At 70.6% G+C, this 13018-nt stretch carries 13 protein-coding genes; 11 read left to right on the top strand and 2 right to left on the bottom strand.

Annotated elements, in window-relative coordinates; genetic code table 11:
• Positions 1 to 21 precede the first annotated feature (21 nt).
• The 11 genes from pdxT (at position 22) to LO931_RS00110 (ending at position 10575) form a co-directional block, all read left to right on the top strand.
• Entirely contained in the window at positions 22 to 618 is a 597-nt protein-coding gene (gene pdxT, locus LO931_RS00160; RefSeq protein WP_229051178.1) for a pyridoxal 5'-phosphate synthase glutaminase subunit PdxT, read from the top strand.
• Between the two features lie 19 nt (positions 619 to 637).
• Entirely contained in the window at positions 638 to 1402 is a 765-nt protein-coding gene (locus LO931_RS00155; protein ID WP_229051177.1) for a YebC/PmpR family DNA-binding transcriptional regulator, read from the top strand.
• A 108-nt stretch (positions 1403 to 1510) separates the two neighbouring features.
• Positions 1511 to 2041 (top strand): crossover junction endodeoxyribonuclease RuvC, encoded by a 531-nt coding sequence (gene ruvC, locus LO931_RS00150; RefSeq protein WP_229051176.1) that lies wholly within the window; start codon positions 1511 to 1513, stop codon positions 2039 to 2041.
• Entirely contained in the window at positions 2038 to 2631 is a 594-nt protein-coding gene (ruvA, locus tag LO931_RS00145; protein ID WP_229051175.1) for a Holliday junction branch migration protein RuvA, read from the top strand. Before ruvC ends, ruvA begins: the two co-directional genes overlap by 4 nt.
• Positions 2628 to 3707, top strand: coding sequence for a Holliday junction branch migration DNA helicase RuvB (gene ruvB, locus LO931_RS00140; protein ID WP_229051174.1), 1080 nt, complete (start codon positions 2628 to 2630; stop codon positions 3705 to 3707). Before ruvA ends, ruvB begins: the two co-directional genes overlap by 4 nt.
• 129 nt (positions 3708 to 3836) lie before the next feature.
• Positions 3837 to 4133 carry a preprotein translocase subunit YajC gene (gene yajC, locus LO931_RS00135; RefSeq protein ID WP_229051173.1) on the top strand — a complete coding sequence of 99 codons (297 nt, stop codon included), beginning with the start codon at positions 3837 to 3839 and terminating at the stop codon, positions 4131 to 4133.
• Positions 4133 to 5758, top strand: a complete 1626-nt coding sequence (secD, locus tag LO931_RS00130; RefSeq protein WP_229051172.1) for a protein translocase subunit SecD — start codon at positions 4133 to 4135, stop codon at positions 5756 to 5758. Before yajC ends, secD begins: the two co-directional genes overlap by 1 nt.
• Positions 5758 to 6852 (top strand): protein translocase subunit SecF, encoded by a 1095-nt coding sequence (gene secF, locus LO931_RS00125; protein ID WP_229051171.1) that lies wholly within the window; start codon positions 5758 to 5760, stop codon positions 6850 to 6852. The genes secD and secF overlap by 1 nt, the downstream gene beginning before the upstream one ends.
• 61 nt (positions 6853 to 6913) lie before the next feature.
• Positions 6914 to 7477 carry a hypothetical protein gene (locus LO931_RS00120; protein ID WP_229051170.1) on the top strand — a complete coding sequence of 188 codons (564 nt, stop codon included), beginning with the start codon at positions 6914 to 6916 and terminating at the stop codon, positions 7475 to 7477.
• Positions 7478 to 7485: 8 nt separating this feature from the next.
• Entirely contained in the window at positions 7486 to 8010 is a 525-nt protein-coding gene (locus tag LO931_RS00115) for an adenine phosphoribosyltransferase (RefSeq protein WP_229051169.1), read from the top strand.
• A gap of 195 nt (positions 8011 to 8205) precedes the next feature.
• Positions 8206 to 10575, top strand: a complete 2370-nt coding sequence (locus LO931_RS00110; protein ID WP_370636050.1) for a bifunctional (p)ppGpp synthetase/guanosine-3',5'-bis(diphosphate) 3'-pyrophosphohydrolase — start codon at positions 8206 to 8208, stop codon at positions 10573 to 10575.
• A gap of 59 nt (positions 10576 to 10634) precedes the next feature.
• Here LO931_RS00110 and LO931_RS00105 read toward each other — a convergent pair whose 3' ends face one another.
• Both LO931_RS00105 and LO931_RS00100 read right to left on the bottom strand, forming a co-directional pair.
• On the bottom strand, positions 10635 to 11588 hold the full coding sequence (locus LO931_RS00105) for a hypothetical protein (RefSeq protein WP_229051168.1): 954 nt from the start codon (positions 11586 to 11588) through the stop codon (positions 10635 to 10637).
• Positions 11589 to 11737: 149 nt separating this feature from the next.
• On the bottom strand, positions 11738 to 12976 hold the full coding sequence (locus LO931_RS00100) for a DUF349 domain-containing protein (protein ID WP_229051167.1): 1239 nt from the start codon (positions 12974 to 12976) through the stop codon (positions 11738 to 11740).
• Positions 12977 to 13018 lie beyond the last annotated feature (42 nt).

Genomic DNA, 13018 nt, shown 5'->3' with positions numbered 1-13018 from the left:
CCGTCGCACTACCCTGTCCCGGTGACCTCCAGCCCCACGATCGGCGTGTTCGCCCTGCAGGGCGACGTCCGCGAGCACGTCGCCGCCCTCGAGCGGCTCGGTGCGACCGCGATCACCGTGCGGCGTCCCGAGGAGCTGGCCCGCTGCGACGGACTCGTGCTGCCCGGCGGGGAGTCCACGACGATGTTCAAGCTCGCGCGGACCTTCGAGCTCTTCGAGCCGATCGTCGACCGCATCACGGGCGGCATGCCCGCGTTCGGCACCTGCGCGGGGATGATCATGCTGGCCGACCGGGTCAAGGACGGCATCCGCGACCAGGAGACCTTCGGCGGGCTCGACGTCACGGTCCGGCGCAACGCGTTCGGCCGCCAGGTCGACTCCTTCGAGGGCGACCTGGACCTGACCGGACTGTCCGACCCGGTCCACGCGGTCTTCATCCGGGCACCGTGGATCGAGCAGGCGGGGGAGTCCGTCGAGGTGCTGGCTTCGGTCGAGGTGGCCGGCGCGGATAGGATCGTGGCGGTTCGACAGGGCCACCTGCTCGCCACCGCCTTCCACCCGGAGGTCGGTGACGACGACCGGGTGCACGGTTTGTTCGTCGACCTCGTCACGCAGTAGAGAACAGAGGGGACGCGCCATGTCAGGGCACTCCAAGTGGGCGACCACGAAGCACAAGAAGGCCGTCGTCGACGCCAAGCGCGGCAAGATGTTCGCCAAGCTCATCAAGAACATCGAGGTCGCGGCGCGCACCGGCGGGCCCGATCCCGACGGCAACCCCACGCTCTACGACGCGATTCAGAAGGCCAAGAAGTCGTCGGTCCCGAACGACAACATCGACCGCGCGGTCAAGCGCGGCGGTGGCATCGGCGACGACGCGGTCGACTACACGACGATCATGTACGAGGGGTACGGCCCCAACGGCGTCGCGATGCTCATCGAGTGCCTCACGGACAACAAGAACCGCGCCGCCATGGAGGTCCGCACCGCCATGACCCGCAACGGCGGCACGATGGCCGACCCGGGCTCGGTCTCGTACCTCTTCCACCGCAAGGGCGTCATCATCGTGCCCGCGGAGCAGGAGGGCGGCGAGACCACCGAGGACGACATCCTGCTGGCCGTGCTCGAGGCCGGTGCCGACGAGGTCAACGACCTCGACGGGGCCTTCGAGGTCGTGTGCGAGCCGACCGACCTGGTCGCCGTGCGCACCGCGCTGCAGGAGGCCGGGCTCGACTACGACTCGGCCGACGCGTCGTTCGTGCCGTCGGTGCAGGTCGAGGTCGATGTCGACGGCGCCACGAAGGTGCTCAAGCTCGTCGACGCGCTCGAGGACTGCGACGACGTGCAGAACGTCTTCGCGAACTTCGACGCGAGCGACGAGGTGCTGGAGCAGGCCCAGGCCTGAGGTCGGGAGACCCCCGACCCTCGAGGTGCCTCGGCCGCCGGGGCTGATCCACGCTCGACGGGCGTGTCGTGACGGTGACCGTCGGTGCCGCCGCCTAGGCTGTCGAACATGAGTTCGGTCGGCATTCGCGTCCTGGGCATCGACCCGGGTCTGACCCGTTGCGGCATCGGCGTCGTGGAAGGCTCCGTCGGGCGACCGATGTCGCTCGTGCACGTGGGCGTCATCCGCACCCCGGCCGACCTCGACGTCGCGCGCCGGCTGCTGATGCTGTCCGAGGGCATCGAGGAGGCCATCGCGGCCCACCGGCCCGAGGCGGTCGCGATCGAGCGGGTCTTCGCGCAGCACAACGTGCGCACCGTGATGGGCACGGCGCAGGCCAGCGGCGTCGCCATGGCGATCGCCGCGAGGCACGGGCTCGGCGTCCACCTGCACACGCCGAGCGAGGTCAAGGCCTCCGTCACCGGCAACGGCCGGGCCGACAAGGCCCAGGTCGGCCAGATGGTCACCCGCATCCTGCGCCTCGCCGAGGCCCCCAAGCCGGCCGACGCCGCTGATGCCCTCGCCATCGCGATCTGTCACGTCTGGCGCGGCGGCGCGCAGCAGCGCCTGGCCGCCGCCCTCTCGCGAGCCGGCCGATGATCGCCTCGCTGCGCGGCACCGTCGCCGCGGTCCAGCTCGATGGTGCGGTCCTCGACGTCTCCGGGGTCGGGTACTTCGTCCGCAGCACGCCGGGCACCCTCGCCACGCTGCGGCTCGGGCAGGAGGCCACGGTGGCCACGACCCTCGTGGTGCGCGAGGACTCCATGACCCTCTACGGCTTCAGCGGGGCCGACGAGCGCGACATGTTCGAGCTCGTGCAGACCGCCAGCGGGGTCGGCCCGAAGGTCGCCCTGGCGATGATCTCGGTGCTCGAGCCCGACCGGCTCCGCGCCGCGATCGCCTCGGCCGACTACCCGGCGCTCACCTCGGTCCCCGGCATCGGCCGCAAGGGTGCCGAGCGCATCGTCGTCGAGCTCAAGGACCGCGTGGGGCTGGCCACCACCGCCGCCGCCACGGGCGCCCCGGCCTGGCGCGAGCAGGTGCACGAGGCGCTCCTCGGTCTGGGCTGGAGCGCCCGTGACGCCGAGGCCGCCGTCGACACCGTCGCGGCCGACCTGCCGGCCGGCGATCAGCCCGACGTCTCCCTGCTCCTGCGTGATGCCCTGCGATCCCTGGCCCGCACCCGATGAACGACCTCGAGCCCGACGAGTCCTACGACGAGGCCAGCATCGTGGCGCCCGTCGTCGGCACCGACGACCGTGCGTATGAGGCCGCGCTGCGTCCGCGCACGCTGGAGGAGGTCGTGGGTCAGGACCGCGTGCGCGAGCAGCTCGCCCTGGTCCTGGACGCCGCCACCGCGCGAGGGTCCGTGCCCGACCACGTGCTGCTCTCGGGCCCCCCGGGGCTCGGCAAGACCACGTTGGCCATGATCATCGCCCACCAGCTCTCCGCGCCGCTGCGCATCACGAGCGGCCCGGCCATCCAGCACGCCGGTGACCTCGCCGCGATCCTGTCGGGCGTCAACGAGGGCGACGTCGTGTTCATCGACGAGATCCACCGCATGTCGCGTCCGGCCGAGGAGCTCCTCTACATGGCGATGGAGGACTTCCGAGTCGACGTCATCGTCGGCAAGGGACCCGGTGCCACGGCCATCCCGCTCGAGATCCCGCCCTTCACCGTCGTCGGAGCCACGACCCGCGCGGGCCTGCTGCCCAGCCCGCTGCGCGACCGCTTCGGGTTCACCGCCCAGCTCGACTACTACGAGCCCGCCCACCTGCAGCAGATCGTCACGCGCTCGGCCGGCCTGCTGTCGCTCGACCTGAAGGTCGAGGGCGCTGCCGAGATCGCTGGCCGGTCACGGGGCACCCCCCGCATCGCCAACCGTCTGCTGCGCCGCGTGCGCGACTACGCCGAGGTGCGCACCGGGGGAGTCCTCGACCTGGCGGCGGCCCGCACCGCGCTCGAGCTGTACGAGGTCGACGACCTCGGCCTGGACCGCCTCGACCTCGCCGTGCTGCGTGCCCTGTGCGCCAGCTTCGGCGGCGGACCCGTCGGCGTCTCCACGCTGGCCGTCGCGGTCGGCGAGGAGCGCGAGACGGTCGAGGAGATCGCCGAGCCCTATCTGGTCCGGCTCGGATTCCTGGCCCGCACGCCTCGCGGCCGGGTGGCCACGCCGGCGGCCTGGCGCCACCTGGGCCTCTCCGCCCCGGCGGGAGTCGACGCCCCGCTCCCGATCTTCGACGACACCGTCGACCCCCAATCCTGATTTCTCCCTGAATCCGCACCGTCCGAGGCGGTGTCGCGGGTCGCGAGGTCTACACTTCCCGATGGCCCACGGGCCTACCCTGTCCGGCCCCTGTCCGCCGGAAGCACCTCTCTCGTCTGGAGCTCTTGCGTGTCCGACCTCGCCGGCCTCATCCCCCTGCTGCTCATCGTCGTCGTCTTCTGGCTGTTCATCGTGCGGCCTGCGCGCAAGAAGCAGCAGCAGTACTCCTCCCTCCAGGACGAGCTCCAGCCCGGCCTCGAGGTCATGACGACCAGCGGCATCTTCGCCGAGATCGTCTCCCTCGAGGACGCCGAGGCCCGCCTGCGCATCGCCGACGGCGTCGAGATCCGCGTGCACCGTCAGGCCATCGGCCAGATCGTGCGCCCGGAGCCGGCCGCCGAGCCCGAGACCCTCGAAGGCGACTGATGGCCCCGCCCGCCCGAGGCCGCAAGGTCAAGCGCCCAGGCCGCACGCTCCTGCTGTTCCTCGCGGGAGCGGTCGCGCTGTTCGCCCTCATCGGTCTCATCGACCTGGAGGACGGCTCGGGTCACGGCGCCTGGACGCCGCGCCTCGGCCTCGACCTCCAGGGCGGCACCCGCATCACGCTCCAGGCCGAGTCGAGCGACGGTGACGTCACGGCGGCCAACCTCGACCAGGCGCGCGGCATCATCGACCAGCGGGTCAACGCGACGGGCGTCTCCGAGGCCGAGGTGACCACCCAGGGTGGCAACCAGATCGTCATCGAGATCCCCGGCAAGGAGCGCGGCGACATCGTCGACCAGGTCGGGCGCACGGCGCAGATGCAGTTCCGGCTCGTGTGGCAGCAGCAGGTGCAGTCGACGGGTCAGCCGCTCGACGAGGCGACCGCCGCGGCTGCGCAGGAGGCCGTCGAGGCCGTCGACTGGTCGGCGCTCAGCGTCGACCAGATGATCGCGGGGGAGACCCAGACCACCGCGTCCCTTCCGGCCGAGTACCAGGCGGGCATCACCGCTCTGCAGCAGGAGGCGCAGGCGTTCGCCTGCACTCCCGACGACCTCGCGGTCATCGACACCGCCGACCAGCCGATCGTCACGTGCGACCCGAAGACCGGCGAGGTCATGGTGCTGAGCCCGGCCGTCATCGGCGGCTCGCACGTCAAGGGCGCCAGCGCCGGCGTGCCGCAGGGCAGCCTCCAGTGGGTCGTCGACATCGAGCTCGACGGCGAGGGCGGCGACACCTTCGACACCGTCACCGGCTCGCTCACCCCGACCCAGGGCCGCTTCGCGGTCGTGCTCGACGGCGAGGTGCTGACCGCACCCACCTCGAACGCCCACATCACCAACGGCAAGGCCCAGATCAGCGGCAGCTTCACGCAGAAGACCGCCGTCGAGCTGGCCAACCAGCTCAAGTACGGCGCCCTGCCCCTGACCTTCGAGGTCAACGGCGTCTCGGTCGAGGGCCCGACCCTCGCGGGCAGCCAGCTCGAGGCCGGGTTGATCGCCGGCGCGGTCGGCATGGTGCTCGTGCTGCTCTACGGGCTCTTCTACTACCGCGGTCTCGGCCTCGTCGTCCTCGCCTCGCTCGGCGTGGCGGCGATCATCACGTACGGGCTCGTGCTGCTGCTCGGCCAGGCGATGGGCTTCACCCTCACCCTGCCCGGCATCGCCGGACTCATCGTCGCGATCGGCATCACCGCCGACTCGTTCATCGTGCTGTTCGAACGCATCCGTGACGAGGTGCGCGAGGGCAAGTCGCTGCGGCTCGCCGTCGAGGCGGGCTGGACCCGGGCGCGCTCGACGATCCTCGCGGCCGACGCGGTCTCGTTCCTCGCGGCCCTGATCCTGTTCATCTTCGCGATCGGCGTGGTGCGCGGATTCGCGTTCGCGCTGGGTCTCACGACCCTCGTCGACATCCTCGTGGTGTTCCTGTTCACCAAGCCGCTCATGTCGGTCCTGGCCCGCACGAAGTTCTTCGGCCAGGGGCACCGGCTCTCCGGCCTGGACGCCGCCCACCTCGGGATCGAGGGCCGCAAGGTCACCGAGACCGCAGCCAGCCCGGGAGGTCGGTCCTGATGGGACGACTCAGCACGTTCGGCCAGCACCTCTACACGGGGCGCGTCTCGTTCGACTTCGTCGGACGCCGCATGGTCTGGTACCTCGTCAGCGCGGTCCTGGTGCTGGGCTCGGCCGCGGGCCTCGGCGTCCACGGACTCGAGCGCGGCATCGACTTCAAGGGCGGGGTCGAGTTCACCGCCCAGGTCGCCACGGCCGACTCCTCGTCGGTCGACGACCTGCGCGAGGCTGCCGTCGACACGGGCCTGGACGCCGCATCGGCGCCGGTGGTCAACACCTCCGGCGACAGCACGATCCGGCTGCAGACGGGGGCGCTCTCGCAGGACGAGACGGCCCAGGTCGTCGAGGCCCTGCAGTCCGCAGGCGCGTCCGAGGTCAGCCAGAACCTGGTCGGTCCCTCCTGGGGAGCCGAGGTGGCCAAGAAGGCCGCCACGGGTCTGATCGTGTTCCTCGTCATCGTGGTGCTGTTCATCTGGGCCTACTTCCGCGAGTGGCGGATGTCGGTGGCCGCCATGGTCGCCCTGGCGCACGACATCGTCATCACGGTCGGCATCTACGCGTGGTCCGGGTTCGAGGTCACACCGGCGACCGTCACGGGCTTCCTCACGATCCTGGGCTACTCGCTCTACGACACCGTGGTCGTGTTCGACAAGGTCCGCGAGAACACCCGCGGCATCCTGTCGTCCACGACCCGTATCTACTCCGAGCAGGCCAACCTGGCCGTCAACCAGACGCTCGTGCGCTCGATCAACACCTCCATCACGGCGCTGCTGCCGGTCGGGGCGCTGCTGGTCGTGGGCGTCGGCGTGCTCGGCAGCGGGCCGCTCAAGGACCTCGCGCTGGCCCTCTTCGTCGGCATGGCCGTGGGCACGTACTCCTCGATCTTCATCGCGACCCCCATCGCGGCCCAGCTCAAGGAGCGCGACCCCGCCGTGCGGGCCCACACCCAGAAGGTGCTGGAGCGGCGTGCGAAGGGACTCGCCACTGCCGGAGCCGCCGCGAGCACCACCCCGGCACGGCCCGTGACGAGCTCGGGCGCCGCAGGGCGACGTCAGCCCCAGCGATCCAGTCGCCAGCAGCGACGCGGCCGCTGACCCGAGTCGTCCCCGCGGCTCGCCGCGCACCAGTACCGTGTCCGTGACCCAAGGAGTTCCGATGTCCTCAGCCAAGACCACCCACACCGCCCCCGCCTGGCGCCGACCCCAGGTGCTCGCGATCGCGGGGGTGCTGGTGCTGGCCCTGGCCGCCGGTGGCTGGTTCTTCTTCCTGCGCGACGCGAGCGGCGCGTACTGCGACGACCTGCAGACGTGGAAGGAGAAGAGCGAGGAGACGCTGGCGCCCGACGCCGACCTCGAGACCTCCGCGACCTTCCTCGCCGGCAGCGTCGAGCGACGTCTCGACGGTGCCGAGCAGTTCTCGAAGGAGGGACCGGACGAGATCAAGGCCGACTGGAAGCTCTTCCACGAGCGCCTCCTCGACGTCGTCGAGGTCTTCGAGAAGATCGGGTACGACCTGACCGACTCCGCCTCGGTGCAGAAGTTCGCTGCCGACCTGCAGTCCGGCGCGCTCACGGAGATCGACCCGGCGCTCCAGACGGAGGCCGCCGAGGTCCAGGCGAAGCTGGCCGACAGCGAGTCGACCGACGCGGTCGACGCGATCACCAAGGACGCCAAGGACCGCTGCGAGATCGACCTCGTCCTGTCGACCTCCACCTCGTGAACAGCGCCGTGACGAACCACGACCTGGCCGACCTGGTCGACGCCACCGTCCCGGCCGTGCCGGACTGGCCGGAGCCGGGCGTTCTGTTCCGCGACATCTCGCCGCTCCTGGCCGACCCGCAGGCGTTCGGCACGGTCGCCGAGGCCATGGCGGCCGCGTCCGGCGACGTCGACCTGGTGCTCGGCGTCGAAGCGAGAGGGTTCCTGTTCGGGCTCGCGGTGGCCGAACGGCTCCAGCGCGGGTTCGTGCCGGTGCGCAAGGCGGGCAAGCTCCCCGGGCGCACCGAGAGCGTCTCGTACGACCTGGAGTACGGCAGCGCGACGATCGAGGTCCCGGCCGGTGCCGTGGCCGCGGGACAGCGCGTGGTCGTCGTCGACGACGTGCTCGCCACGGGTGGCACCCTGGCCGCCACGATCGAGCTCGCCCGACGCTGTGGCGCCGAGGTCGTGGGTGCCGTGGTGCTGATCGAGATCGAGGCGCTCGGGGGCCGCGCGGCGCTCGACGTGCCGCTGACGGCCCTGCGCGTCTACTGAGCCAGCCCTGCGCGACCGGCGCGACCAACGCTCTGCGATCCTGTGACCTCGTCCGGTCAGAGGAGGCCCTGTGAACTCGTCCCAGATGCGCGTCGTCGCGCTCGTGCTGGTCGCGATCCTCGTGCTCGGCACGGCCGCGTCCCTCATCAACGGACTGCTCTGACCTCGCCGTAGACTGGTACCCAGGAGGTCGTCGTGGCAGAACGTGGTGAGGTCGCTGAAGCGGCGAGCCACGTCCCGACGCCTGACGACGCGGACGACCAGGCCGTCGCGCCCGAGCCTGAGGCACCCGAGGCGGCGCCCACCACGGCCCGCGTGCGGTCGCGTCTGTCGCGCATCGGCGGCAAGACCCAGACCGGTCAGGCGGTCCTCGAACCGCTGCTGAAGATCCACCGGGTCACCCACCCGAAGGGCGACGTCGCGTCGATCCAGAAGGCGTACACGATCGCCGAGCGGATGCACACGGGTCAGACCCGCAAGAGCGGCGACCCGTACATCACCCACCCGCTCGCAGTCGCCACGATCCTCGCCGAGCTGGGCATGACGGCGCCCACGCTGTGTGCGGCGCTGCTCCACGACACGGTCGAGGACACCCCGTACACGCTCGACGAGCTGCGGGTCGACTTCGGCGACGAGGTCGTGCACCTGGTCGACGGCGTCACGAAGCTCGACAAGGTCAAGTACGGCGCCACGGCCCAGTCCGAGACGATCCGCAAGATGGTCGTCGCGATGAGCCGCGACATCCGGGTGCTCGTCATCAAGCTCGCCGACCGCCTGCACAACATGCGCACGCTGCGGTACCTGCGCCAGGACAAGCAGGAGCGCATCGCCACCGAGACGCTCGAGATCTTCGCGCCGCTGGCCCACCGGCTCGGCATGAACACGATCAAGTGGGAGCTCGAGGACCTCGCGTTCGGCGTCCTGCACCCCAAGGTCTACGACGAGATCGTGCGGCTCGTGGCCGACCGCGCGCCGTCCCGGTCGACCTTCCTCGAGCGGGTCATCGGCGACGTCGAGTCCGACCTCAAGCACACGCGCATCAAGGCCACGGTGACCGGGCGGCCGAAGCACTACTACTCGATCTACCAGAAGATGCTCGTGCGCGGCCGCGACTTCTCCGACATCTTCGACCTCGTCGGCGTGCGCATCCTGGTCGACTCCGTGGCCGACTGCTACGCGGTCCTCGGCGTGCTGCACGCCCGGTGGAACCCCATCCCGGGCCGGTTCAAGGACTACATCAGCGTCCCGAAGTTCAACATGTACCAGTCGCTGCACACGACCGTGATCGGTCCGCAGGGCAAGGCCGTGGAGCTGCAGATCCGCACCCACGCCATGCACCGGCGCGCCGAGTACGGTGTCGCGGCGCACTGGAAGTACAAGGAGGATGGCACCGTCCGGGCCAAGGGCTCCAAGACCGGCGACGCCGCTCCGGGCAGCTCGGAGATGACCTGGCTGCGCGAGCTGCTGGACTGGCAGTCCGAGACCGAGGACTCGATCGACTTCCTCGACCAGCTGCGCTACGAGATGGGTCAGACGGGCGTCTACGCGTACACGCCGCGCGGTGACCTCATCCAGCTGCCGGACGGCTCGACGCCGGTCGACTTCGCCTACTCGGTGCACACCGAGGTCGGGCACGCGTGCATCGGCGCGCGGGTCAACGGACGGCTCGTGTCGCTGGAGTCCAAGCTCGAGACGGGCGACGTCGTGGAGGTCTTCACCTCCAAGTCGCCCGACGCCGGACCGAGCCGTGACTGGCTGGAGTTCGTCGCGAGCCCGCGTGCCCGCAACAAGATCCGGCAGTGGTTCACGAAGGAGCGCCGCGAGGAGGCCGTCGAGCACGGCAAGGACCTCATCGCGCGCCAGATGCGCAAGGAGAGCCTCCCGCTCGTGCGGCTGTTCCGCCAGCGCACCCTGGAGGCCGTCGCCGCCGACCTGAACCTGGCCGACATCACCGCGTTGTACGCGGCGGTCGGCGAGAACCACGTCAGCGCCCAGAGCGTCGTCGAGCGCGTCCTCGCGCTGTCGGGCGGACGTGCTGGCGCCGAGGAGGACCTGGCCGAGGCCACGGTGCCCACCGTGGCCCGTCGTGTGGTCCGCTCGCGCGAGGGTTCGGACGCGGGTGTCGTGGTCGAGGGTCTCGAGGGCAGCGCGCTGGTCAAGCTCGCTCGATGCTGCACCCCGGTGCCGGGCGACGAGATCGAGGGCTTCGTGACGCGCACGTCAGGCGTCTCGGTGCACCGCGCGAGCTGCGTCAACCTCGTCCAGCTCCGCGCCGACGAGCCGGCCCGGCTGGTGCCGGTGCGGTGGGCGCCGAGTGCCACGAGCACGTTCCTGGTCGCCCTGCAGGTCGAGGCGCTCGACCGTCCGGGCCTGCTCTCGGACATCACGCGCGTGATGTCGGAGCAGCACGTCAACATCCTGTCGGCCGCGCTCTCCACGGGCACCGACCGCGTGGCGAAGAGCAAGTTCACCTTCGAGATGGGCGACGCCAAGCACCTCGGCCACGTCCTCAACGCGGTCCGCACGATCGAGGGCGTCTTCGACGTCTACCGCCTCACCCAGTAGTTCCCGAATTACCGCTCGCGAGAGACTTTGTTACCCCTGGCGAGAGACCTTGTTCGTGGTCACGAGCGATCTTGTTCGTCGCCTGAGGGCCGCCGCAGGGCGCGCTTTCCCCACCACCGCGGGATGGGTGTGAAGCCGATGAGCTCACCCACGCGTCGTTCGAAGGAGTCGTCCGGGCCGAACAGCGACTCGCGGCGGGCGATGACGAACCGCCACCCGAGCTGCGCGGACAACGGGTCGCGCCGGTCGCGGTCGAGAGCCGTGTCGGTGGCCGAGGTGTGGTGCTGACGCCCGTCGAACTCGGCGGCCGCGAGCTGGAGCACGTACGCCATGTCGAGACGCCGCTCGATGCCGTCTCGATCGATCACCACGACCTGCAGCTCAGGGTGGGGGAAGCCGGCGTCGTGGAGGCGGAGCCGCGTCCACGACTCGCCCGGTGACTCCGCCAGCGCGTCGATCAGTCCCACCAGCGACCGAGCCTGGCGGATTCCGGGAAAGCCCTTCAGGCGATGGACCGCGTCACTCAGCTCGCCCAGGTCGATCAGCCCGGCACGCAGCATCTGGTCTCCCGACGCCAACGCGTACGGACGGTACTGACGTCGCAGGAGATCGCTCGTCGTCCGGACGGCCGTGGTCGTCAGGGTGCCGTGCTCGTCCGTGACATCGTGCGGGCTCAGCAGCGCCTGGCGGCAGGCGACGCCTTGCATCGTGATGCGTGTGGTCCCGTGCGGCACGAGGAACGTCGGCACGAAGTCGTGCTGCCGGCCCGGCGGGAACACGTTGACGCCCATGACCCACGCCGCTGTCTCGCTGCACGCCACGCCGTCGGGCGGTCGCACCTTGTCGACCGCCAGGATGCGCAGCTCACGTGAGTCGGGCACGCGCGCATCGACGTAGACACCCCGCAGGACTCGTCGCAGTGCCCCGTCACGCAACCGATGATGGGCCTCGATCCGCGACATCACCTCGTCGCGGATCGAGAAGGGCAAGCCGTCGGCCGTGAACGGAGTCATGGGGACATGGAAGTCCGAGATCGCTCGTCACGGGGTCCGCTGTCCACAGGCCGCGTTCATCGCTCGCTCCTGAGCACCAACATCGGCGCTCGTGACCACGAACAAGGTCTCTCGCGAGGGGTAACAAAGTCTCTCGCGAGCGGTACGGGTCAGGAGAAGTCGGACTGGGCCTTCTGGGCCATCGCGAGGAAGGCGCGGTGGTTCTCGAGCTTGGCGGCGGCATCCTTGGCGCGCCGGGCGTCGCCGGCGGCCTCGGCCTTGGCGAGCGTCTCCTCGGCCTCGGTGATCGCACGCTCGAGCTTGCCGATCATGTCGTCGGCGCGAGCCGACTTCTCCGGATCGGTGCGCTTCCACTCCTGGTCGCCGGCCGCCTTGATGGCCTGCTCGACCTTCTTGATGCGGCCTTCGAGCTCGGAGATGCGGGCGCGCGGCACCTTGCCGGCCGCCTCCCAGCGGTCGGCGATGTCGTTCATGGCGCGGCGCGCCGCCTCGAGGTTGGTGATCGGGAGCAGCGCCTCGGCCTCGACCAGGATCTTCTCCTTGGCCTCGGCGTTCACCGCGAACTCGGCGTCGAGCGCGGCGTTGGCCTCCTCACGGGCCTGGAAGAAGACGTCCTGCGCGGCGCGGAAGCGCTTCCAGAGCTTGTCCTCGACGTTGCGCGGGGCAGCGCCTGCGGCCTTCCAGCGCGTCATGAGGTCGCGGTAGGCGCCGGCGGTCGCACCGAAGTCGGTCGAGCTCGACAGGGCCTCGGCCTCCGCGATGAGCTTCTCCTTGGTCTTCTTGGCCTCGGAGCGCTTGCCGTCCTGCTCGGCGAAGAAGGTCTTGCGACGACGCATGAAGGCCGTGCGGGCGCCACTGAAGCGGTGCCAGAGCGCGTCGTCGGCGGACTTGGCGAGGCGGGGGAGCGCCTTCCACTCGTCGAGCAGCTCGCTCAGGCGGTCGGCGCCCTTGCGGTAGTCGGTGCCCTCGGCGATCTTCTCGGCCTCGGTGACGATGGCGTTCTTGCGGACCTCGGCCTGGGCCTGCTCGGCGACGCGGGCCGCCTTGCGCTCCTCGCGCGCCTTCTCGATCTGCGGCGCCAGCGCCTCCAGACGGGTCTGGAGCGAGGCGAGATCGCCGAGCGCCGCGGCGTCCGTGATGTTCTCGCGCGCCCTGTCGAGGGCCTTCACGGCGTCGGCGGGGGAGAGGGCACCCGACTCGAGCCGCTTCTCGAGCAGCTCGACCTCGGTCTCGAGCGCACCGAAGCGTCGCTCGTAGAACGCGATCGCCTCAGCGGGGTCGGACCCGGCGGCCCACTGGCCGATGAGCCGCTCGCCGTCGGCGGTGCGGAGGTGGACGTTGCCCTCGTCGTCGACGCGGCCCCACGGGTGCTCGGCGGGTGTGGTCATGGGCACAGTCTAGGGAGCCCCGTCGCGCAGGAGGGGCGGCGG

The sequence above is a fragment of the Aeromicrobium sp. Leaf350 genome (genome assembly GCF_916858655.1).
Classification (GTDB): domain Bacteria; phylum Actinomycetota; class Actinomycetes; order Propionibacteriales; family Nocardioidaceae; genus Aeromicrobium.
This window is presented reverse-complemented; position numbering and strand designations above follow the sequence as displayed.

Coding starts and splice junctions, on each gene's coding strand:
- LO931_RS00155 (WP_229051177.1), top strand. CDS start 638: ATGTCAGGGCACTCCAAGTGGGCGACCACGAAGCACAAGAAGGCCGTC.
- ruvC (WP_229051176.1), top strand. CDS start 1,511: ATGAGTTCGGTCGGCATTCGCGTCCTGGGCATCGACCCGGGTCTGACC.
- ruvA (WP_229051175.1), top strand. CDS start 2,038: ATGATCGCCTCGCTGCGCGGCACCGTCGCCGCGGTCCAGCTCGATGGT.
- ruvB (WP_229051174.1), top strand. CDS start 2,628: ATGAACGACCTCGAGCCCGACGAGTCCTACGACGAGGCCAGCATCGTG.
- secD (WP_229051172.1), top strand. CDS start 4,133: ATGGCCCCGCCCGCCCGAGGCCGCAAGGTCAAGCGCCCAGGCCGCACG.
- secF (WP_229051171.1), top strand. CDS start 5,758: ATGGGACGACTCAGCACGTTCGGCCAGCACCTCTACACGGGGCGCGTC.
- LO931_RS00120 (WP_229051170.1), top strand. CDS start 6,914: ATGTCCTCAGCCAAGACCACCCACACCGCCCCCGCCTGGCGCCGACCC.
- LO931_RS00105 (WP_229051168.1), bottom strand. CDS start 11,588: ATGACTCCGTTCACGGCCGACGGCTTGCCCTTCTCGATCCGCGACGAG.
- LO931_RS00100 (WP_229051167.1), bottom strand. CDS start 12,976: ATGACCACACCCGCCGAGCACCCGTGGGGCCGCGTCGACGACGAGGGC.